Here is a 24,925-nt window from a genome sequence, read left to right as displayed (position 1 = left end):
TCAAAAATAGCTGAATTGATCGTAATTGCTTTTTATGAAAATTTATCAAAATAATAAAACACTAATTATCAAATAATTATAATTCTATTTGTAAAAAATTATTTTTTTTTTAAATTTTTCATAGGGTAAAAATAATCCTGGTTGTCTTACCAATAGAAAGGCGCTAAAAACATCGCTGGTTATATAAAAATATATAAAATTTTAAAATTATGAAAAAATTAAAAATTGTTACCGCAACGGCATTGATGGCTATTTTAGGTTTTACATCATGCCAAAGTGAAATTGACAATGAACAGGGAGAAAATCCAAATACAAATTCAGCCAATTCAACTACAACAAGTAACCTTAAACGTACTTCTATGTATGACGGTTCCTTTGATGATTTTCTGGATGGAGCTTCATGTTCCTCAATTTTGTTGCCCGTTACCGCTAAAGTAAATGGAGTTCAGGTTTCTGTACTAAACCAGGTAGATTACCAAAAAGTTATTTCTATTTTGGGCCAATTTAACGATGATCAGGATACTGTTGTACTACAATTTCCATTAAAAGTTAAATTAAGCAATTACAGTGAGGTTACTGTTAATAATCAAACAGAATATAATGCGATTCTTACTGCCTGCACAGCAGCAGAAGTATCTGGTCAGAACGCCATCTCTTCTGTAAATATCAGTTTTCCCATTACAATTTTGACATTTGATTTAAGTCTTAAACAAACAGGAAGTGTTGTTATTACATCAGAACAACAATTATTTACCTATATGTCTAATTTAAGCAGTACAGAATTATATGCTGTAAACTATCCAGTTTCAGCGACAATTGCAGATGGAACCAAAGTAACAATTTCCAGCGATGCTGAATTGCAAGCCACTATAAATGCAGCTGTAAAAACACAAGAAGCATTAACTCTGGCTGCTGAAAATGTAAAAAAAATAGAGCCTATTTTAGTGAATGGAAAATTTAAAGTGGAATCCTTTGTAAATGCAGGGGTAAACTCCGCGATAAACTATAAAGATTATACAATCGATTTTACAAATAATTTACTTGTAAAAGCTACAGATTTATTAAATACAACTGTCAATGGAACCTATGCAGTAAGCTCGGAATTAAATGTGTTGCTGCAACTGAATTTTTCAGGAAATGCTTCCTTTACCCTCCTGAATAATACCTGGAAAGTAAGCAGTTTTAACGCTACAACCATCACCTTACAAAGCAAAACTGATGCCGCTGTAACACTCGTATTGAAACAAATATAACTGGATTTTAACTAGTAGTTTATTGCGGACAGCACATCTAATTTTGCTGTCCGTAATAAAATACATACTAATGAAAATAATAATGAAAAAAACATTTTCTCTATTAACCATTATTTTGTTGCTTTCTGTTTCGGCTTGTTCAAAGGACGATAGCACAGACAATTCAGCTGCACTAAATACTATTGCAAACAGACAGCAAACCGGAAGTTCGGCTAATGATTTACTATCGGATAAAAAGTTTAAGAGTATGGTTATTGAAGTGGTATATGTAACCGGTTTTGAGCCCAGCAGTACAGCGATCAATAATTTTATAAACTTTCTTACTGCAAGAACATACAAACCAAATGGTATTAGTGTTGTAAAACATGCCATATCATCTCCGGGAAATTCACCTTACACCGATCAGGAAATAGTAAATATTGAAAATGCTAATCGCACAAAATACAACAATTCAGACCAAATCGCAGTCTGGGCTTTTTTTACAGACGGGAAATCGTCAAAGGATACCGAAACTTCGCTTATTCTTGGAACGGCCTACAGAAATACTTCTTTTGTTATTTTCGAACAAACTATTCAGAATCTAAGCGACAGTCCATTTGAACCAAACAGAAGTTTGTTAGAGACCACAATAATTACCCATGAATTTGGTCATATACTAGGGCTCACAAACCTTGGAACGCCTCTGCAAAGCAATCATGAAGATACAGCACATCCAAAACATTGTGTTGAAAAAACATGCTTAATGTATTGGTCATCAGAAACGGGTGCCGGTATTTCGGATATGCTTTCAGCTGGTACTGCGCTTCAATTAGATGCGCAATGTATTGCAGACCTTCGTGCCAATGGAGGAAGATAAAAATTTAATCAACAAACAATTATAAAACCAAACACATGAGAATAAAATTTTCAATAATAGCCCTATTTTTTGGTGTCATAACAACAATAAATGCGCAGGATAATCATATCCCCAAATCCAACGTAGGGATAAAAGGAGGTTATAGCCTGGCGGCGGTAAGCTTTGATGGGGATGGAGAGACCGGACAACGTCACGGTTTTCACATAGGAATTTACGGCGAGTCCTTTATTAGCGAAAGCTTTGCCATACAACCTGAATTATTATATTCCCAACAAGGATATAAAATAACAGATAATAGTGAAACCTTTACTCAAAAGTTAGATTACATTAACCTGCCATTAATGCTTAAAGCCTACCCGACTAAAAATTTCTTTTTGGAAGCAGGTCCACAAATTGGATTAGCCGTTTCACATAAAGAAGAATATGATGGGCTTTTCACCAGTTCACAAGAATATGATCCTAATAGTTTTGATTGGGGAGTAAACTTTGGTGGAGGATTTAAAACAAATTCCGGTATAAGTTTATCAGCTCGTTACCATTTAGGATTGGGAGATTTATATGATGAGGGAAAAGCACAAAATAGGGTTTGGCAATTCTCTATAGGTTTTGATCTGTAAGTTTATAATTTAGTTTATTAATTCACAATTGATACTTCAGTATTTAGACTTCCAATTAATAAAAACAATCAACAGGCTTACATCAATATTATACAAATTTTGAAATCCTTGTCTTATAAGTATTCTTCTAAATAATAAAAAAACAGATATGAATTTACAAAATACACGGGCTCAAAAAAATATTTATCTCGCAGATGATGACGATGATGATCGGGTCATGTTTGCAGAAGCACTATTTGAAATAGACAGTATTGTAATTTTAACCCAGGCACAAGATGGTCAACAATTGATGGAAATTCTTTATAAGAAGCCTAATTCTCTGCCTGATATTATTTTTTTAGATATTAATATGCCCAAACAGGATGGACTTAAATGTTTGGAAGAAATAAGAAATCAACGTGGTGATTTAAAAGAATTATTCGTGATCATACTTTCCACTTCCAGTGATCCCTGGGTTATAGATAAGGCCTTTAACCTTGGAGCGACATTTTATGCTGTAAAACCCAGTACATTTGACGATCTGAAATCATTCATTAAAGAGGTTTTACAAATAGACTGGTTTTCAATTGAAAAAAGTAATTTAAAGTTTAGATTGATTTAATCTGTGCTGCAGAAGATTCCAATAGTATGGTCTTTAAAACTAACTGTAGTTTTATACAACACTTGCAGATTGGAGCAGATGTCTTTTTTGCCACAAAAAGTTAAGGCGTTTTTTTAAAGATATTTCATTATTCTAAGTTTTGTGATTGAATCGCAGCACATGAACTTTTGAAAAATGAAAAATTCAGAAATACAAGGTTTACATCAGTCGGGCTCGAAGCTTTATAAAATTAGGAGAATTACATAGGGAATTATTCAATTCTATGTAATTCTCCTAAATTGCAAAAATCAATAATTTAAAGGTCTGATTCCTTAGCTTTAATTAATTTTCAACGATTCTATATGCTTTCCTTTAAACGTTAAATTGTAGGTAAGAACCACTGGACTGCCTGGGAAGGTTCCGAATACTTCTGCTTTTAAACTTCCCTTTTCAGCATCTCCTTCAAATTCAATCGGTTTCATTACAGTATTGTATTCTTTTGAGCTTTTTTCTATCCAGTTTTTTATTTCTTTTTTGCTGGTATAATTTTTTCCTTCATCAAATACTATTGCACTTTCTGAAAAGCAATACATTACCGATATAATCAACATTCCTAAAACCTGACATCGTTCGCAATAATACGAATAAATGCCAACAACCATTGCGCTATAGAATGTTTTTACATTCTTGAGAACACGGGAAGAATTTCCGCATTATAGCTGGATTGACAACTGATAATTATTCTTTCATTCCACATTGTGGATGAGTAGTTTTATAAACGCTACCTTTTGAGTTTGTCCAGATTCGGATGCTATGATTGGATTCTCCACTTCCGCTTTTTATAATAAGATAAGATTCATTAGGTATTAAAAAAAATGGTCTATTCCTTTTTAATCCACCTGTCCTTATTTCATATTCTTTGGGAATATGATTTAAACTCAAAATCTTAGGGGCATCTTGAACTGTGTCTGACCAAAATAATGATACTTCATCAGACTTGCCTGAGATTTCCAGCATTCTGAACTTTTTATTATTACAGGATATTAATTTTTGATTATTTATATCGTAATACATATCATGACCAGTACAAGAACAGAGTAATATTGCAAATGAAATCATCCAAAATTTATATGTATTCATAATTACATGATTTAATAGTACTAATTAGTTCTTTTTCTGTCCTTCTTGTTTTTTATACTCTGCCCACCATTGATTTATCCGACCAATAATATCATCTTGAGTATTATTTTTATTATTGAATAATTTTTTAAGGACACCACTATCTTTTTTACCTCCATAATATAAATCAACAAAGTTATTGAAATTTGTAAAATTATTTTCTCCTGCATCTGCTTCATGCTCTTTAGTAGCATACCTCCCATCATGAGTATCTTCGCCTGGAGTAACAAAATTTCGAGCATATTCTCCTATTGAACCTAAAATATGAGAAGAATTACTACCTGCTTTATCAATTTGTGGTATATGACCAACTTCATGTGCCATTAAGCCAAGAAAACCTTTAAACCAAGAAGCGTTAGTATTATAAACAAATCCTTTTTTTGGATTATTCCAAAAAATATTAATATTAGCATTACTTGAACTAGATCCTTCAGTCAGCCCACCGCCACCAATTGGAGTATATATAAACTTAACTTTTGCATTTCCAATATTCCTTTCATTAACCCCACTCACTAAACTCAGTAAATGTGAAGTAGATTTAGTAAACTGATAATATGTTTCTGTATATGATACAGGAGCCCTTGATTGTAAGGACACTCTATTTATAGTAACAGGATTTAATAATATACTATTATTATATTGATTCCCATCTGGATCAATCAAGTTTATTGGATTTTGCCTACAGTATGCAAAAGCAGCCAAATTAAAACTATTAAGTACCCCACCATCATGATCAAAACTTAAATATTTACCATTTATTAAAGGAGCATCCACACTCTGCCATACAGCTGTTCTAGGGTCATAATATCTAGCACCATAGTAGTACAATCCTGTCTCCTCATCTAGCTCCTTCCCATTAAAAAGGTAAGGAGTTCTTTCCGTATTACTATGCTCCTCTAAGAACGTTTCTCCAAAGGCAAAGTACTCCAGATGCTGGCAAACTTCTCCGTTGGCATCGCTAATATACGAAGAACTTCCTAAATGATCCGGGTGGTAGTAAAAAACGAAGGCTTCTGTATTGTTACCGTTGCCATTCCCATTTCCTCCATTATTATTTCCGTTTCCGTTTCCGTTTCCATTTCCGTTAGGAGGTGTATTGCTTTGTCCCGGTGGGGTGTTACCGCTATTACCGGCTGCACCCTCTACTTTTTCCAACTCAATATCTAAATCAGCATATTGTTTATTGAAATATCCCTGCAGTTTCGCCTGTTTATTACTATAGTCAATTTTATTATTCCCGGCGTTACCCTGCAATAAACCTTCATTGCTTTCAGTTAGTTTGGTAGCAATGCGCTGGCTTTCAATATAAAAATGCTTCGTTACCATACTGTTACGCACCACCACATAAGGATTCACATAAATTGTAAAATTACCGATGCTGCCTTTGCCTGCTTTTTTACTTCCGTTTATGGCAACGTTCTGACCGCCGCCACTACTTTTTAGTACCCTTTCGCCTGCGGCATCATACACGTAACTGAACAACTGCCCATTATCGGCAATGGCTTTTATGCGGTTTTCTTCATCCCATAATATCTGACGCTCTTGTCCGCTGACATCATCTGTCCATCCCGTTTGGTTTCCATTGGCATCATAGGTATAGGTTTGTTCGCCAATATTGGTTGGTGCATGAGGCTGGGTTTGACCATATGCATAGTCGTAATTATAAGTCGTTTTGTTACGTGGGCTCCAGTCGTTAGAATCATATCCCTTAAACTGGTGCACTTGTTCTTTTTTTATAATACTGTGTACTGAGTTGTATGTCATGGCCAGCGTGTAGCGGTTTTCATGATTACTTCCTTTATGGTTTCCTGCAGCACTGGTCAATCGATATAAATCATCATACTGATAATCGTATTGGGCGCTTCCTCCCATAAGGTTACTCACTGGTATTTCGGCATTATTTTTTAGATTTAAAATGTTATTTACCTTGTCGTAGGTATATACATTATCCATCATTTTACGGTTGGCTGCCGTTTCGGCCACCATATTGTGTAATCTTCTGCGTTCAGGTTCGTAACTATATGTAGTTTCTGTACCGTTACCATAGCTTAAGTAGACACGCTGCTCAAACTTATCGTAGCCCAATTGGGTCACATAATTATACTGGGTACTTGCTTTTACGCCTTTCATACTGTCAAGTAGTCCACCAAGATTGTATTTGTAAGTTACTTTTTCCTGATCAGGATACAACATCTCCGTTACACGGTTCCAGGTATCGTACGTCCACTGGGTTTGATATGTTAACGGGGCGGCTCCGGGAATTAATATAGTACGCATATTTTTGGTAACCGCTCCTAGCTGGTTGTAGAAAAATTCCTGTCCTCCAGTGGCATCCTCCTGCAGCAAAATGCGACCAGCACGATTATCACTAGCTCCTGCACTACCGTAGGTGTATTTTACATTGTTTACCGGATTTTGTGGATAATTAATTGCTACCAGACGCTCTTTCTCATAAGTATAAGTTACTGGTGTATTGCCTATGGCTAAATTAGCAGTTAACTTTTTGGTCATATTGTTAGCCAGGTCGTATTCGAAAATCGAAGTCCCGGCATCGGGATGGATTACTTTGGTACGACGGCCCATCCAGTCATAAGTGGATTTAATTTCATTATTCTGGTCATCTTTTGCAACTAATAATTCATTAATGGCGTTGTAGTTAAAGCTTGTCCAAACGTTACTGCCCTGGCTGTATTGCTCCTGAATGGCTTTGGTTAGCCCTCTTACATTGGTATAACTCTCTTTCCAGATCCCATTGGGATCCGTCGCTTTTGTACTAAACTGTAGAGCTCCCTCACGATCGTTTCCAAAACCATACGTCATAGTACTAACCGCATTGTCTGGCAAAGTAACCGATAGTGTTCGGTCTAATACGTCATAAGTTGTTTTGGTTGGTGCGATATTATCAAAAGCGGGGTTAAAAACTGCCTCCCCTCCTTTTGGTTCACTTACCGGATAATAGCTCTCGATAGCACGACCAAATGCATCGTACATTACACGACCCGATACCGTCATATTTTCCTGATTTCCAGCTTGTGGCGCTGTATACAAATCAACATCTTTTTTGACCTGGATACTACGTGCAAGGCCATCAGAAAAGGTTACCGTTTCGATATTATTATCGATATGGGCAGGATCATAATGCTTAGTTTTTGCCCATGGAATAGCAGCATCAGGATGGTATTCGAAAGCAATTGTGTAAGGTTTGCCAGCTTGCAGTTCGAATGGTCCGGTAATGGTTGTGATACGTCCCAAGTTATCGATCTCATAACGCATCTGATGGCCATTTAAATCCGTATTCAATAACATCTGGCCAAACTTATAATCATAAGTAGAACTTGAACTATATCCATAACCATCTTTCACATGAGTAGTATAGGTATGCACCTCAGGATCATACTCATATTGAAAATCCAAACGTTCCCCATTAGCATTCTCGGGACGGATTATTTTTTTAAGATTTCCATAGTTATCATACTCCAGATCATATTTTGCTGCATTACCATTTTGCAAAAACTTACGGATTTGGGTAATATCCCCTGTGAGAGTATTAATCGAGGTTTCACTTTTACGCAGGGTTTGCCCATTGCCTGTGACAATAACCCGGCTAGGGGTTGCCATAATATATTTATCCGGAATACTGTGGTAGGTAATAGTCGATGAAATATCATCATCGGCGCCTTCATCTCCAAAATCGGTAAAATGCGTAACATTACCCAAAGTATCGTATTGGTAGGTACTTTTGGTTGTTTTTTGCGCACCAGGTCCACCTTCATAAAAATTCTTTTGCGTTTTTACCGATGCCAGGAATGCCTTACCTGTATCACTGGTTTTGAAACTTGCCGGAAGCACAGCTCCACTGGCTATATCTTTTAATTCGTAGATATTTAAGGTTTCAGTAAATAAGTTTCCGGCAGCATCTTCCAAAACTTCACTCTGCAGGCTTCCTTTTTCATAGTAATTGTCATTGATGAACTCCTGAACAATAGTTCTATATACCACATTGGTCTGTTGGGTGTCTAACTGATGGCTTTTTATAGTTTTAAATCCGTAGAAATCGCGCTCATGACGATCGTATTTTCCATTTTCATATTCAAAAGTACTCAACATAGATTCCGGACCGTCTCCATTGAAACCATCTTTGATTTCTACTTTAGTCAAAGCCCATACATCACTTGGCTGGTCGTACGTATTACCGATGCGGGCATAATCCATACTGAAGCTCGCTCCCATAGGACGTTTGACTTCTTTTAATAGATTGGTACGGGCAATGGTAGAGCGTTTTACCGTTAGCTCATTGTCTTCCTTAGAAGTCAGTATGTCTGTGAATCCATCACCGTCGATATCGGAATAATTGATTTTTTCTTTGCTGGCACTATGGCTCACATTTACACTTGGGTTAATACAAATCCTGATTCCAAGAACCGGGATAGGTATACAAACAGTGAAAGCCACGTTGGCTGATTCACCTACAGAAACAGTTTCCTGAATATCATCAATTCCACTCCAGGATGCCTGAATAAACCCATTTCCGGTATTTAAATAAACCACATGACTATCCTTGTCAAAATAATCCGGCAAGCCATCACCGTTGATATCCTGCAAGGCAGTTTTGGCATGGGCTAATGACATATTCAGACCAATACCTCCAGAGATACTGTTATCATAAAGGCTCATTCCTAATCCAGCACTAAAGTCTTCGCCTTTTCCATCACGAATTGTACTAAAATTCCATTTTTCCCTGGCTGTAAATTTGTAACCTAAATTTAATGCTACATCCCCTCCTTTGTAAATTTTATCAGGTAAGCCGTCTCCATTGATATCCATAAAAGTATGGGAAGAATCTTCTTCATTAACCGATACACTGGCACTGATTCCAAGAGAATTTGACGCTTCCTTCTCTTTAGTTGCTCCAATAATCCTGGTATTGTCATCATTATAAATCGGTGTCGAATCAACTGTCCCAATTGGAACTGAAACACTAATCATTGATTTTGACATTGTCGGGCTACCATTTAAAGACAATCCAACTGAACTGTGATTGGTTTTTTCAAAGTAACCTGTACCTACATTTCTGGCAGTACCTTCAAATGTTCCATTAGCTTTTGTGAATTGTACTTTGTCCTCGGTTATAATGTCAGGATATCTATCTCCGTTTAAATCAGTAAAATCAGTAATATTTTTAGTTTCTCCGGAAGCCACACTTCCACCGGCACTTGCGCCACCTCCACTAACACTAGCACTAAAGCCTAAACTAAATGATTTTGTGATTTTATCAATACCTCTGGCCCCAGCCCCTCCATTGGTTGCCGGATTCTCGATGGTTAAATCATCCATCCCCAGACGTGAAGCTGACATACTGTTTTGGTTTACCCAATGTTTATCATCCTGCCCTTTCCATGTTTTATTTAAATTATCAGGCAGCATCATTATAAATTTAGCCTCGCTTACATTTTGTCCGCCCTGACTGTCATAGGAGCTCTCCATTTGCTCAGGAGTTGAGGCTCCTCCCAGATCTATATTCCCCTGATTTGAAGTTTCCAGGGTTAGCTCGGCTTCATTTATTGGCGCATTGGCCCTATCTCTATTACCATTATACCCAAACTGTCCCCAATGTTGATACATTGGTCCAAAAATCACCGAGTTATCAACAGTAGCAAGACCAGGTTCTATTGTAAAGGTATCATTGTTTGCATTGTTTATAACTGCAATTACTTTAGAAACTGTTATTTTTTCTGCAACAGGGATGTCTTTTGTATAAAAATCAAAATATAGCACCTCGTCTTTTACAACATTTAAAGTGACAGGGGTTGCATTAATGGCTACATTATCATCAATTGTAATGTTTTGTTTGACCATTAGGGTATTATTCTTTTTTATGGTCAACATTACATGCCCGTCAAGAAGCGGGTTTTGAAGCATGTTAAGTGCCAGCTGAGGCGTAAAGGTTACTGACATATCCTGAGGGGCTTTCCAGGAAGCAGTAGGTTTGATTGATCTGGCATACAAATCATAATTTACCACTGGAAAAAATTCAAGCATGGCGCTTCCATCTGCGTTGGTAACTGTAGTTAGATTAGGATCTGTGGAAGCGGTGTAATATACTCTTGGTGTCCATTTAAGTGCTTTCCAGTCCATGTTGGAATCTGAATTTACTACAAACAAATACCCTTCTTCTTTTTGTACAGTAACATTCAAAATAATAGCCTGATTAACTGTTTGTGTACCTAAAAACGTATTTTGCCAGACAACTTGTGTTTGCCCGTTTACCTGTGTTTTAATGATTGACACTGTCACATCATCAGAAGTAATTGGTTTTTCAAAAACCCCTTCAATAGCAATACTTCCATCAACTGGCATACCCAGGCTTTGATTAGCCGATACAATAAAACCCTTGGATGCTGTATATTGATAAATAGGTAAATTATCAGCATCTGTTAAATCTGCAGTATGTTGTGCATAGGTAATGGTTGGATTCCAGTTTACAATATCAGCTTCTCCGTTTTTAATGGATTGTACCCTAAAATAGATGCGTTCGCCTTTTATAACATTAATATCATTCAGTACAGGACTCTTAATACTAAAATCGCTTGCAGCAATTGTCGCATTCCATAACTCAGTTCCTTTATGCTGAACAGCAACTTTAACACCATCTACTGACTGTGCATTTGGATCTAAAGACACCGGGGCGTCAACTGAAACAACTCCTGTATAAGGCGCTTCCCACATTTTTACAACATCATGCAAAGGAAATTGATCTTTTAATTTCTCTATCTCCTGTGGATCAATTTGAATTAATCCTGGATCAATCCCTGTAGTGGATGAACCCAGAGCACTTGGCGTATCTGCGCTTGACTGTGTATAAGTTGGGATTCCGTCATTTAAATGGTTAAAATATACTATTCCTTTATGTACGATATCCATTAATCCATCTCCGTTGGCATCACAAAAATAGGTTTTCACTGTATTTTTTGTATCGGTCTTTTGCAGTCCAATAAATACACCAAAATGCGCTTCAATTCCATAGGTAAAGGTTTCAGATTTAGATGTAGAAAAATTACCAATACCAAAAACGGTCTTTTCCTCCCCAAAAACCACACTGCCGTTTGGTCCTGAAAGGTTGGGTCTGAATTTGATTACGCCATCATTGGTATAAACCTTATCCGGCAGATTATCTCCGTTAATATCAATCAATGATAACATTCCTTCTCCTTTACTTTGGCTAAACCCAAAATTACCTCCCACTGATTGCAGCTTATTGTACAATGAGCCATTTACGCCTCCAACAGTTAAGGCCAGTCCAAATCCACCTCCTGAGGTTTTAGAACCGCTTATAGCAGAGGCATTATCATTGAAATCACCTGTTCTGACTAAAAAATCTCCTTTTACATTATCATCTTGAGGATTCCAATTTTCTTCTGACGTATAAGGCTGATAACCTTCTTTTGATTTCACATCGTCGAAATACTCAAAATCATGATGTGTAAACTCAGTACCAGCAGCATCAAAGTCAGTAATTTTATTTAATAAGGTTTTATAAAAAGCGCCCTGAACATATGTTAGCTCATAACTTCTTATTTTTTGACCATTAAACTTTACCTCAATCTTGCGAAGCAAATCAGCTGTTACCTGCTTGAAGCCATAGCGTGCATTGATATTTACATCTTTTCTTTTGGATTCTCCTAATTCTCTGTCACGGGTAAATAAAACTTCATATTTCCCTTCACTGCTTCCGCTACCGGTATAAGTTATTTTACTGATGTAGGTGTTGTAACCCATTACATTTCCCCCCTGTACTCCTGTGTCCTGCACTTTTGTGTAGTGGTAACGAACAAAATTATCATTCAAATCACGGGTCTCAACTAATCCCCAATGCGCAATATTTCCATCAGCATCTTTTAAAACAGCACTCTCCTTGATTCCTGATGAGGGAGTTCCGCCATAAAAATATTTTGAACCGGATTTGTCGGTCACTTCCCACCAGTAATTCGTTGGGTTATCACCGTGTCTGATTATCTTATTAAAACTTCCCTCAATACGAGGATAAAATTGTTTTTCACCTGTTCTTGGCACATAATCACCTCTATGAGCCACCGGGGCTAGTTGCTCTCCTCCCATCGAGTAGGTTTCAGTCTCTAAAGCGGGGTCATAACGGGGTACCCCCCATCTGGTATCAATACTTATCGATGGAATACTTAAATTCCATCCCATACCAAGCCAGTCACTACCGCCGACACTATTATACTGAATCCCCAGTTGCGGCTGCATTCCCTGTCTTCCTGCTGGTAAAGCAATAGGATATCCAAGATTAGCACTACCCATATTGTTGGCAGAAGGAGGGTTTATCGTATTGACCGCTACCGAAGGATTAGCAGCCTTGATGTCTTTAATGGAAGTTGGAGTAAACCCCGCTGTTTCCGGAGATTCCGGAACTTTAATTACTCCGTTGATTAAATCTCCACCCTGCATTAATTTTGACACTATTAACTTAGCTGTAGAATTGAGGCTGTCTTTTTTTAAGGCTACCCAATGTTTAGTTATCTCATCAAAATAATAGGTTTTTACATTCTGTTCAGTGTATCCATCAGGAATTTTATTCGGATCATATTCTAAAGAGATTTTAGCTTCTTTTTTGAATTGCTCTCCCTGGGCAGCTAACCGATATCCCTGATATTCTTTAGTCACATTTACGATCATTCCATCCAATGCTGGTAAATCTATATCGCGTAAAGCCGTAAAAGAAATATTGTTTTTGCTTATTAATGATTGTGGCTCTATTGCAATTGCAACTCCTTTTAACTGTAATTGAAATAAATTTTCAGGAGTATATACCCGTACAACTGCATCTGCCGAACGAACAGTAATTTTATTTTGAAAATCTGCAGTAAGCGGTGTTGTATAAGTTAATTGTTTTTCAATGATTTGACCGTCAGCATACACAATTTTTAGCGTTGCTCCCCATATAGTCTCAGTTGATTTTTTTGGTATAAGGGTCTCAAATTCTGAACCGAGAGCTTTTATCTGTATCCCATCCACATACACAGTAGCTTGTGCGCTGCCTTTGCCTTGAATAAAACCCTTTACATAACCAAAACCATTATTGTATTCCTGACTAACAGGCTGATTGACAATAACGCTTCTGCCCTGTATCCCCGTTTTTTTAATAACGATTCCTAAATTTCTAACCCGGTAATTGTATTTAGCCTGATCAGGAAGAGTAAAGCGAATGCTGTTTTCCCCTTTTTTTAACCAATCGATTTTTAACTGTTCCTCCTGCTGATTCCATGATTTATTTTGTGTCACGAAATATCCCCCTACCGAGAGTTGACCGTTGATACTTCTTGAAATGCCCGTATGATTGGAGATCCCGTACAATTCATAAGTTAAAAATACCTCTTCATCGGCTTTTGGCAATTCACTTACTGAAACCGTAAAAACATTGTCTGAAGGACTATCTAAAGGTTTGTCCTCAAAAGTACCGATAAATCCTTCTTTATGTGAAGCGGGATAATATTTTGTTTTAGTATTAGTTTTTTTTGTCTTACTTGGAGTTTCATCTATTTTTGTAATAGCCCCACATAATAGCACATTGAAAATAAGGAGTAATGGTATGAAATATATTTTTTTCATCTATATTCTATTTTTATGGTTTTGCCTGATCGTTGTTTTTGAATTTTACAACATCCGAAATTAATTTTAATACCTTTTAGCTATCTGTGTTAGATAGTGATGATGTTTTTGTGAAAACCCTTAGAAATGGCTTTCAAAGAAAACAACCAAAAAAGTTTTGCTTTTTTATAATTTGATAATGATTCGTTTTATCACAACAAATCATACAGTAGTATTTTAGGCTTACTGGTTCGGAACTAAAGTTATTTGACTATGAGTTTCTTGGCTATTTTAAAATTCTCATTAAAAATAACTACTTCATAAACCCCCGAAGATCCAATCCTCTTTCCACGAATAATGTGATTTGTTTTATTATTTGCTTTTGAAGTGGATATCATTCTGCCTGACATATCATATACGGCAATGGTAAAATCCTGGGGCTCTGCCAAAACAACCGATAGATTATAATTCCCGTCTGAAGATTCATTGGGATACAATACAAAAGAAGTAGCATAATTTGAATCTACTGTAACCGAAGCGGAAACTGTACAACCTTTTTCTGTTGTCACAGTTAATGTATAGGTGGCCGGCTCAGTGATTGTCGCATTCATAACATCACTTGAAAAACCTTTATCTGAAGTCCAATGGTATTTTAAGTTTTGATTATTGGATGTAATTATCGGCTCTAAAACCATTTCTGATTGCTCAATAGCGAAACGTTTATTAGCTCCTAAGTCAATTGCAACTAACTCTGGATTAGTGAGTAAGTAAGATACATTTTTCTTAGATTCTACCTGATCTGTAACTTGTAATGTGTAATTGGCAGTTCCTAACTTTGAAATTTTATTATCAGGAAAAGTACCGTCCTTAGATTCCCAGCTAGTGAGCACATTAGAATCCTTAAGCAATTCAAAAGTATATGGCGCTATACCCCCACTAACATTAAAATCCAAGATGCCATTCTCACCAAAAACACAAACTTCTGACACCTCTTCTGCTAAAGCCACTTCTAATTTTTCACTTAGTGCAAATGTAAAAACATCTGTCCCTGATTGATCCGTATCCCAAAGTACGTCACTGAATGTTAAGGCATTTCCATCCATTTTTGAAGCCGGAAAATACTGTAGATTCTCTGGCAGAAAAGTTCCTTTCCCACTTTTATCAATGACCAATAAATATCTTTTTAGATCTAAATTCAAATCGCTAAAAATGGCATTTGCATCAAACTGAACAATTGTAGATAATGCTCTGGCCTGGTCGCCTGTGGCTTTGATCAGCCATTTTCTTTGCAAAAGTGGCAAAGAAGAATTTTCGGTGGGAATACCTGCCGTTAATGGAGCATTATTATCTCCCCATACCAAAAAGTTTTTATCTTCAATAATGCCTTTATTTTCCTGATTGGATGTAGCAATTTCATCAACCCCAATGGTAACTATACCTTCTGTTTGTGTACTATGAGATTGTTTCTGATTCAGTTCAAGAGCTTCATCTTTACCAATACCAGCAATACGATTAACAAAGGCGGGAGCATCTTCTACATCAAAAATAATTTTCTTATCGGAAGAAAGATAATCTTTTGAGTTGGTAAGAGTTATACCATATTTTAATGCCAGTCCTGTCTCTACAGCTTGCTTGTCTTTATTTCTTAGCACTTTATTGTATATAACTAATTCTGCCAAAATCCCTTTTGAAGCTTTTTTTTCTTTTCCAGAAAAATTTCCAAACTCCATAAAAGTAGTAGCATTATTTACTTTGTTTCTTGCATCGAAAGTTTTCGTATAAGAATTTAAAGTAGGTGCGTCTAATTTACCTCCCTCATAAGGAATCGTTTCTTTACCATTTACAACTACTTTGTTGGTTAAATCTACTGTAGAATTAGCGGCTTTAACACTCCATAATTCTTGTTCGGGCAGAACTTTATCGGAAACATAAACGGTAAAGTAAGTTGCATTTGAAAGTTCTTCTATTTTTTGTTTTATCCGCAAAGAGCTCGCTTTACTATAATCTAAAATAATGGGATTAAAATTAATTAAGGTTTCTTCCTTGTCTGAATCCGCTCCAGTAATAAAAGTAAAATCCACCTGCTTCTTTACTAGCAGCTCGTTTAAATTACTTTTATTAAGTCGATGTGTTGGCAAATTCTTAGTTTGACCCATACAAATAATGGTAGAAAAACTAATAATCAAAAAATAGTAACTTTGTTTCATAGGCTATAGAACAATTAAATTTGGGGATTTTAATGTAATTTCTTACCCGTTCCAACAGCACCTACTTTCTTTTCCGATAGATAAAAAAGAATTCTTGTAATTTTTTATAAGAATTCTGCTGCGAATCTATAAAAGTAATTTTGATTTTTTACTATCATTATTAATAAAAAATGTTTTTTTATTATTATTTTTTTTGTTAAAACGAATTAATTACTTCTAAAATCAGTTAAAAACCTATATGATTGAAACCAATAATTTTATACTAACCTGATTCAATAAGTCTTATGTAATAAAGCTTTTTTTACAGTTTTCTTTTAAACTTTAGAATAGAATAAATGCCATGTGAACTGCACTCAAAGTTGAGGTGAATTATTGATTAATAGTAAGATTCTATTACAAGTTTTATAAATTCAAAATTTTGAGTTGATACCTTCTGCCGCAAAACAAAAGCGTTTTACTAACTTATTACCACATGTTCACATATCTTAAGTTTTGTGGCAAAATCGTAGCACTTGGTGTTTTTGAAAATTAGAAATCCAGCAAAATCAAATACTAAGAAGTTTGGGTTCGAATGTATTAGCATCAAGTTCATGTCTTTAAAATAAAAACGGATAAGGGAAATATATTTACCAATACTTCATTATTAGGGAAGCATATATTATTGCATTTATAATTGACCAAAAATCTAACTTAAATTGAATAATTTTAATCGTATTTTTGCCTGGCCGAAAAACACCCTGCTATTAAACCCACAACCGATTGAAAATCAAAAACTTTAAAAGCAATCAAACAGTAGACTAAAAAGCCAACAAATATTCTAATAGTAACAAATGTACGACCAATTATTGAACCTGATAAGTACCAAAATTGTACTCACTGACCAGGACAAAGAACTATGCCAAAAGTATTTTAGACCAGTATTATTCCCTAAAAATTGCATTATTGAAGAAGAGGGTAAAGTCCCAAAATATCTTTACTTTGTCCTATCGGGTTTTATGCGACTGTTTTATTATAATAATTTTGGTGATGAAGTTACCACGCACATCAACTGCCCGCCAGGATTTTTTACTTCTTATTCCAATTTTATCAACCAGACAAAATCTAATGAAAATGTAGAATGCATTACTGAATGTGAACTTTTGAGAATTGCAAAAATTGACTTGGATTCCCTTCTTCAAAACAGTGCAGCTTTTAAAGATTTTAGTCTTTGGGTCTTTGAGCAATCACTTACATACAACGAAAACCGCTCAAAAGATTTAGCAACCTTAACGGCAGAAGAGCGTTATAATAAATTAATTGAAAACTATCCTGAAATTATACACAATGTTCCTCTTCAATACATTGCCTCGTTTTTAGGAATGAACCCAAAAAGTTTGAGCAGAATTAGAAAGCAAATAATTAAGTAACATTTGCGAAGTATTTAAAAAAAATCATCTCCCAATTTTGTGCCTTAATAAAAACAAATAAAATGGCACAGAAAAATTTAGCATTGGTTACAGGAGCAAATGGACATCTCGGCAACAACTTGGTAAGATTACTTATCGACAAAGGTATTCCAGTAAGAGCTTCAGTTCGCAACATCAAAAACAAAGAACCCTTTATTGGCTTAAATTGTGAAGTCGTACAATCTGATATTTCTGACAAACAGTCCTTAGTAAATGCTTTACAAGGTGTAGAAATATTTTACGCAGTTGGAGCAGTCTTTAAACTTTGGGCCAAAGACCCAAAAAAGGAAATTTATGATGTCAATATTGAAGGCGCAAAAAATATCGTTGAAGCTGCAGCAGAAGCTGGCGTAAAACGAATTGTGTATGTAAGTTCTATTGCAGCTTTAAATTATTCCAAACTCCCTACAAAAGAAAGTTATGGACAGAATCCTGACCGCAGGGATATGTACTACAATTCAAAAAATGACGGCGAAAAACTAGTTTTTGAATTGTCTCGAAAGCACAAGATAGAACTGGTTGCCGTCTTACCATCGGCAATGATTGGCAGCACTGCTTTCAACCCCTTAAGCGTTTCTTATAATATTATTTCTTTAATTCTTGAAAAGCAAATACCTGTTGAAACAAACATCACTTTGAATTGGATTGATGTAAAAGACGTTGCTCAAGGTTGTTATTTAGCGGCAACAAAAGGAAAAAATGGCGAACGTTATATCCTGGCAAATGAAAAGTGTACTTCCATAAAAGAAACAACACAACTTGCAAAGGAGTTATTTCCGGATTTAAAAATAAAACTTCCTATGGCAGTTCCAAAACCAATATTATTTATGATTGCCTGGTTTATGGAAATTGGTAGTAAGGTAAATGGAAAAGCTCCTTTATTGAGTACCAAAGATATCGCCATGTTTTCAGGACTTCAACAAAACTTTGACATCACAAAAGCAAGAAATGAATTGGGTTTTAGTCCAAAAAACTCAATACAAGCAGTCAAAGAAGCGATGTTATATTTACAGGAAAACAAAAAGAGTGCTAATCGATAAGAATGCTACACGATGTAATATCGATTTTGTGCAAGTTGAGCTAAGGGAATAAATTAAACTTTTGTGTTTTATAGCGTTTTTATTCTTTCCATAAGAAAACGGGAATTGCCCTCTAATTTGCCACAAAAAGTCAAGGTGATTTTTTTACAATATATCACAAGTCTAAGTTTTGTGGCAAAATTGTGGCATATACGATTTTGTGAAATTAAAAATTCAATGATTATTGGAGGTTCACAGTTAGGTTCGAATGTGATTACGGACTCACTTCTTCCGTTTATTAAATGTTCTTCTACTGAACATTTAACGCAGCCATCTATTTAGTGATTTGCTTTCACCATAACTTTTTACAGCTTAACTAAAATTGTATTTCCTGTATAATCAACAACTTTACTAAATTTAGTACTGTTATTATTTTGCTGGTCAGGATTTGCAGAAACTTTCACAACATTGAACTGCCGTTGTTTTATCATTCCGATAAATTCTCCCTTTTGTTGCTCAATTGTTAAAACCTTTTTTGAATCATTCCATTTAAATGTAATTGTTGCGTATTTCCCTTTTTCATAATTATAATTATCTCCTTCATCTTCATAAAGTGTAAATACACCATCAGCTCCTTCATAAACTCTAATTTCAAGATTATCCCATTTCTTTTCATTAGCATATTGCACTTTAGGTCCAAAAGGAATAATACTGCCTGCCCTAATATATAAAGGAATTTCATCAATACCTGCTTCCTTTTCAATTTCCTTACCGCCATTGTATTTAATATTAGTCCAGAAGTCGTACCATTGAGTACCAGCAGGAAGATATATCTTTTTTGATTTTTTCTGACTAAAGTCTATTTCGAGGTTTTTAGGATTGTCCTTATCTTCTACTTTATTCCACCCTGTCTCTTCATTAGTTTTTACAATTACTTCAGGAGTATACTGTGCATTAACAACAGGAGCTACCAATACGGACTGACCAAATAAATATTCATTGCTGATATCTTTGACTTTCTCATCTTTATCAAAATCCATCACCAAAGCACGCATCATACTAGACTGTCCATTTGTGACTTTCCATGCATTTGAGTAAATATAGGGTAATAACGAATAACGTAAATGAATTGTTTTTTCAATAGCATCGTAAATCGTTTCTCCTTTTTGTCCAAACTGATATATTTCTCTTGGTATATCTGTACCGTGAGAACGCATCATTGGGGTAAATGCTCCAAACTGCAGCCATCTTAAGTATAGTTCCTGGTACGATGAATTTTTGGACCCCGAACCGATATTCCCATTTTTATTATAGGCACCTGCAAAAAAACCACCAATATCACTATTCCAGTATGGAATACCACATAGAGAAAAATTTAATCCCGCAGGAATTTGATTTCGTAGATTTTCCCAGGAAGAGTTCACATCCCCCGACCATGTATTAGCTCCATAGCGCTGTTGCCCGGCAAAAGCTGAACGTGTTAAGATAAAAACCCTTTTTGCAGATGATGTTTCACGCTGATGGTCATAAACTCCTCCCACACTCATTAATGGATAAGCATTTCTGACCTTTCTAAAGGATCCCAAAAATGTCATATTGTCAAAGTCTTCTGGCTTACTATCTAAATGATCTGGTTCTGTAGAATCCATCCACCAACCGTCAATACCCAAAGAAAATAAGCCTTTGTTAAGGTATTTCCAATAAATATCCCTTGCTTCAGGATTATATGCATCATATACCTTTACACCTGAAGGAAAATTCATATCTGGCGGCCATACCTCTTTTGCTGACTGTGGCCATGTCTGAAAGTCCATCAACATATTTTTATCTTTCATCTCCTGAAATTGTGGCGTTTTTGGGCCGAAGGAAGACCAGATCGAAATAAGCAAATGTGCATTCAAATTATGAATATCATCTATCATTTGTTGGGGGTTTGAAAATTCAGGGTTTAAAAAACTCATTCCATTCCAATGATAATTATCTCCCCAATACTGCCAATCCTGAATAATACCATCCAATGGAACACCTAGATCGCGATATTTTTTCACTACCTCAACAGTTTCATTTTGACTTTTATAACGCTCTTTACTTTGCCAGAAGCCAAAAGTCCATTTAGGAAACATCGGCACCTGGCCGGTTAAATCACGCATTTGGGCTATAACACCATCAGCATTATTGCCTTTCATAAAATAATAATCTATACCATCACCTACTTCTGATTTAAAAGAGGTTTCTTCACTAGAATCACTAAAGTCGGTCGGTGAGTAATTATCCCAAAAAAGTCCATATCCTTTATCTGACTGGAAAAAAGTAACAAAATCCCAAGTATTATTCTGTACCATGCGGATTTTCTGATTTCTTTGAGACATTTTTCCATTTTGGAGAATCCCCAATCCGTAAATAAACTCTTTTTTATCAAGAATAAAAGATTGTGCTACGCTGTACGTTTTAATTCCTGAATCATTAAAATCTGTAAAAAGTGCTCCTGACTCTTTCTCCTTTAATAGTGGCTTTCCATCAAATGTCTGAAAAAATATTCTTCCATTTTCTAAATTTAAAATGGCTTCAATACTCTTGCTTTTCAAAGATATAACGTTATCTATTTTAGTAATAGTAAACTTTGTGTTTTCTGGAACTTTAATAACTGATAAGCTTTTTTTATCCTTTTTTTTACCAGCAGGATATTTTATAATTCGAATTATTTCAGGACTGTAAAACTGCATTTCCACTACTGTAGTATGAATCGAAGCTTTTATCCCTAAATTTGTTCTTTCATAAGATTGAGCTATACTATCTATACTTCCAAAACATATTATTATTGATAATAAAGAAAATTTTAATGACATACTTTATAATTTTAAATGATTATTTTCTATCTATTTTACTTACTGCTTATAAGCCAAAAAATGCTACTACCAGTTAGTCATGGTGAATTTCTATATTAATCAATGAACACATACCAATCTGTCTAAATTTGAAATAGCACAGGTATTGTTATCGAGCCTTTTTGCAATTACTTTATTGTGGAAAATCCATAATAAATTTAAGTGTTTAAAAAACACTTAAAAAAAACAAATATAATATTTAAACTATTACGATCGGTTGCTTTAGCTTTAGGTTATTTAAAAATATCGCTAATGCAAGCGTTGGTTATTAGAATGACTGGAATAATAATCAAAATTATTATACAAGGAGTTAAAAACAATTTTGAAGAATAATACAGATAAGAATCCATAGAAGATATTATTACTATTAAAAAATGGAAAAATATTTTTCTATTGCTAACTTTTCGTATTCTCTGCTATTAAATTTAAAACGTGTTTGAGTTTCAATTTCAGTAGTTATTTGCTCACTAACAAAAGGTACTATGATTTTTTTCTGTATAATTTTTTTGCAAAACTTCAATTCATTAGCCTCAACACCCAATATTTCTTTATAAAGATTTGTAAGTTCAGATAATGTAAATTCTGCTGGCAAAAGCTCAAAACCCACCGCAGATTCACGTAAGGCATTCCCTATTTGATACAGGCTTAAATCTATTATTCCGTTATAATTAAACAATAAATCCGATACATCAGTAACTTTCCACCATCTTTTATAATATTCACTGATACCAAAAAACGTTTTATATTTATCAATATTTATCAGTCCATAATATTCGATAATTACATTGTGATCTGAGCTTTGCCCACTTGTATCAATAAATGTCCTTAACTGTCTTAGAAATATATTCTTATCTCCTCCATACTCCTTCACCAAACGAGATGCTGCATCATCGGCGCTTTCATTAACCTTAAGGGTATCCGTTAAAATCTTCCAGTTGGCATTAACACGATTGTTTTCCTTTGATAATAGAACTTTAAGGGTACCACTATCATAACAAAAAAGGGCACAGTTTATCGTAATTTTAATCATAACATTTATTTTAATTTATTTTATTTGCTGCCACCAGAACTAAGACGAAAGTCGATTTGGATACAACAATTGCTTTTGAAAAAAACAAATCATTTATTTTTTATAATTCATCATTCACTCCAAACTAACACACCAGCCGGTTTTAGCGTCTTTTCCCCCACCAGTATTTTAGCATTTGTAGGTACGTTCATTGTATAATTGTCTGAAGAATAATTTACCGCCATATAAAATCCATCTCGCCAGTAAACATATATTCCTTCCGGATAATCTTCGGTGATAATGCCAGCGTTGGCATAGATCTCACGTAAAATATCCTTTTCAAGTTTTGAATCGTCGGTATCTACACCTATATAGGTAACTGTTCCTTTTCCTATCTTGCGTTGTACCACTGCAGCTTTGCCTTTATAAAACTGGTTATCATAAGTGGCAAGCACTTCAGTGCCCTTATTTGCTTCGAGAAGATCGGCCCAGTTGTTCCAATTATAATGGGATGATTTCATCAAGATATCTCCTTTGGCAGACCCCGAGAGCATATCTGTGGCTTTGATATGGGCACCAATAAGATCCGAAATTGGAGCAGCCCACTCGCCTTCCCAGAAATGTCCTGCTCTACTTTTGGTGGCCGTACGACAGGTAATGATCAGATGACCGCCGTTTGCTGCATAATCGTTCCATTTCTTTATTAATGCCGAATCGGTCAATTCGTAAGCCGGAACAATAAGAAATTTATATTTGGAAAAATCTGCTGTTTCCGGAATCACAGCTGTAGGGGCACCCAGGGATTTTGTCATCTCGAGAAACTTTACAGGGTAGTTCCATGTATCCCATTGAAACGTTTGTTTTTGTCTTTCTACAGACCAGAAATTTTCCAGATTCCAAAGTATAGCTGTTGACCTTTCAGCCAATTTTTCAGGCAGCTTTGCATTGGGTTTGAATTGTTTTCTAAGCTCTTTGATTTCTTTTATGAATTGAATATAATCCTCTCCTCCCGCCGATGGAGTAACACCATCTGTTTGCATAACTCCGGCATGGTACTGCTCAGAGCTGTACAAAACCTGACGAAAACGATAGGAACAGGCAATCTTTCCACCAGCGGCAAAACTGTGATACAGCCACATTCGTACGGTTCCAGGCAGCAAAAGCGGGTTATAAGATCCCCAGTTAACTGGTCCGGGCTGCATTTCCATTACTCCCGAAACACCTCCAACTGATTTATAGTATTCAGCCGCAAAGAGAACAACTTTACTATTGCCCAATCGAAAGCCCAGGTCGCCAATATTATCAGTGCCTCCATTCGGATAGGCAGTGTAGGTCGTGAAATCCATTTTCTTTGTTCGTCCCGGATCTGCTCCGGTGCAAACAGCTGTATAGTTTGTAGTAATGTATTGTCCCTCCAGAATAGATTTTCGTAGAATAGTTGCCTGTAAATCGAGAAACTGGGCCTGTTCATCAGCCTGATAACGTTTAAAATCGAGTAGTGCATGAGGGTTATTACCCCACCAGCCGACCAGGTTTGGATTAGGAATAATAACCTGATCAAAACTGTCGAACCATTGGCTCCAGAATGCGGTTCCCCAAACGGCATTTAAAGTATCAACTGTTTTATATTTGTTTTTCAGCCATCGTCTGAAAGCCTCCTGAGAAGATGGACTATAATCTGAAATTGCTGGAGGCTCGTTATCAAGCTGCCATCCCATTACATTTTTATTCTTCCCGTAACGCTTCGCCATTTCTGTCACAATTCTTTCAACAAATTCGCGGTATTTAGCATTGGTGATCGAGCCTAATCCTCGTGTACCATTCTCAGCACGGATATAATGGTTCTCCATAATAAAGGTTTCAGGGTAATTCACTCGCATCCATGTAGGTGTAGTTGCAGAAGGGGTACACATTAGAACTTTAAGATTGTTTTTTACACACAGCTCCACCACTTTATCCAGCCATGCAAAATCAAATTTACCTTCTTCAGGTTCCATTTTATACCAGGCAAATTCAGCCAAATGGACAAACTCGAAGCCCATGTCTGCAATTTTCTTAATATCTCTTTCCCACTGGTTTTCGTTCCACTGCTCCGGATAATAATAGATACCTGTTGTTACCAGATTTTTATCCGGAAAATAGGAACTGGCATTCTGTGATTTCACAGTCATTTGGGAAATCGTCATTACTATAAATACCATTAAATACTTTTTCATCTTATTATTTTATTACAGTTAACCTTATTGCTATTGTACCTAACTGGTTACTC

At 35.7% G+C, this 24,925-nt stretch carries 13 protein-coding genes; 6 read left to right on the top strand and 7 right to left on the bottom strand.

Features of this window, described 5'->3' with window-relative positions; all coding sequences use genetic code 11:
- The first annotated feature begins 209 nt into the window (after positions 1-209).
- The 4 genes from Q7C23_RS14680 to Q7C23_RS14665 all read left to right on the top strand — a co-directional run bounded on the left by Q7C23_RS14680 (position 210) and on the right by Q7C23_RS14665 (position 3,327).
- A complete protein-coding gene (locus Q7C23_RS14680) occupies positions 210-1,253 on the top strand; it encodes a hypothetical protein (RefSeq protein WP_375033245.1) in 1,044 nt (347 codons plus the stop codon).
- Between the two features lie 70 nt (positions 1,254-1,323).
- Positions 1,324-2,109 (top strand): membrane metalloprotease, encoded by a 786-nt coding sequence (locus tag Q7C23_RS14675; protein WP_375033244.1) that lies wholly within the window; start codon positions 1,324-1,326, stop codon positions 2,107-2,109.
- 35 nt (positions 2,110-2,144) lie between these two features.
- Entirely contained in the window at positions 2,145-2,726 is a 582-nt protein-coding gene (locus Q7C23_RS14670; RefSeq protein WP_375033243.1) for a porin family protein, read from the top strand.
- A 148-nt stretch (positions 2,727-2,874) separates the two neighbouring features.
- A complete protein-coding gene (locus Q7C23_RS14665) occupies positions 2,875-3,327 on the top strand; it encodes a response regulator (protein ID WP_375033242.1) in 453 nt (150 codons plus the stop codon).
- Positions 3,328-3,644: 317 nt separating this feature from the next.
- On the opposite strand, the gene Q7C23_RS14660 is transcribed toward Q7C23_RS14665, so the two are convergent.
- The 4 genes from Q7C23_RS14660 to Q7C23_RS14645 all read right to left on the bottom strand — a co-directional run bounded on the left by Q7C23_RS14660 (position 3,645) and on the right by Q7C23_RS14645 (position 16,247).
- Positions 3,645-3,968, bottom strand: coding sequence for a nuclear transport factor 2 family protein (locus Q7C23_RS14660; RefSeq protein WP_375033241.1), 324 nt, complete (start codon positions 3,966-3,968; stop codon positions 3,645-3,647).
- A gap of 76 nt (positions 3,969-4,044) precedes the next feature.
- Complete coding sequence (locus tag Q7C23_RS14655) at positions 4,045-4,446, bottom strand: hypothetical protein (RefSeq protein WP_375033240.1); 402 nt, start codon at positions 4,444-4,446, stop codon at positions 4,045-4,047.
- Between the two features lie 24 nt (positions 4,447-4,470).
- Entirely contained in the window at positions 4,471-14,112 is a 9,642-nt protein-coding gene (locus Q7C23_RS14650) for a SpvB/TcaC N-terminal domain-containing protein (RefSeq protein WP_375033239.1), read from the bottom strand.
- A gap of 242 nt (positions 14,113-14,354) precedes the next feature.
- Positions 14,355-16,247, bottom strand: a complete 1,893-nt coding sequence (locus tag Q7C23_RS14645) for a T9SS type A sorting domain-containing protein (protein WP_375033238.1) — start codon at positions 16,245-16,247, stop codon at positions 14,355-14,357.
- Positions 16,248-17,128: 881 nt separating this feature from the next.
- On the opposite strand from Q7C23_RS14645, the gene Q7C23_RS14640 reads away from it, so the two are divergent.
- Both Q7C23_RS14640 and Q7C23_RS14635 read left to right on the top strand, forming a co-directional pair.
- Positions 17,129-17,704 carry a Crp/Fnr family transcriptional regulator gene (locus Q7C23_RS14640; RefSeq protein WP_375033237.1) on the top strand — a complete coding sequence of 192 codons (576 nt, stop codon included), beginning with the start codon at positions 17,129-17,131 and terminating at the stop codon, positions 17,702-17,704.
- A gap of 62 nt (positions 17,705-17,766) precedes the next feature.
- A complete protein-coding gene (locus tag Q7C23_RS14635) occupies positions 17,767-18,783 on the top strand; it encodes an NAD-dependent epimerase/dehydratase family protein (RefSeq protein WP_375033236.1) in 1,017 nt (338 codons plus the stop codon).
- 344 nt (positions 18,784-19,127) lie between these two features.
- Here the strand turns inward: Q7C23_RS14635 and Q7C23_RS14630 are convergent, their stop codons facing one another.
- The 3 genes from Q7C23_RS14630 to Q7C23_RS14620 all read right to left on the bottom strand — a co-directional run bounded on the left by Q7C23_RS14630 (position 19,128) and on the right by Q7C23_RS14620 (position 24,872).
- Positions 19,128-21,608 carry a TIM-barrel domain-containing protein gene (locus tag Q7C23_RS14630; protein ID WP_375033235.1) on the bottom strand — a complete coding sequence of 827 codons (2,481 nt, stop codon included), beginning with the start codon at positions 21,606-21,608 and terminating at the stop codon, positions 19,128-19,130.
- Positions 21,609-22,014: 406 nt separating this feature from the next.
- A complete protein-coding gene (locus tag Q7C23_RS14625; RefSeq protein WP_375033234.1) occupies positions 22,015-22,677 on the bottom strand; it encodes a hypothetical protein in 663 nt (220 codons plus the stop codon).
- A gap of 110 nt (positions 22,678-22,787) precedes the next feature.
- Positions 22,788-24,872, bottom strand: coding sequence for a beta-galactosidase (locus Q7C23_RS14620; RefSeq protein WP_375033233.1), 2,085 nt, complete (start codon positions 24,870-24,872; stop codon positions 22,788-22,790).
- Positions 24,873-24,925 lie beyond the last annotated feature (53 nt).

The sequence above is a fragment of the Flavobacterium sp. LAR06 genome, from assembly GCF_041946075.1.
Classification (GTDB): domain Bacteria; phylum Bacteroidota; class Bacteroidia; order Flavobacteriales; family Flavobacteriaceae; genus Flavobacterium.
This window is presented reverse-complemented; position numbering and strand designations above follow the sequence as displayed.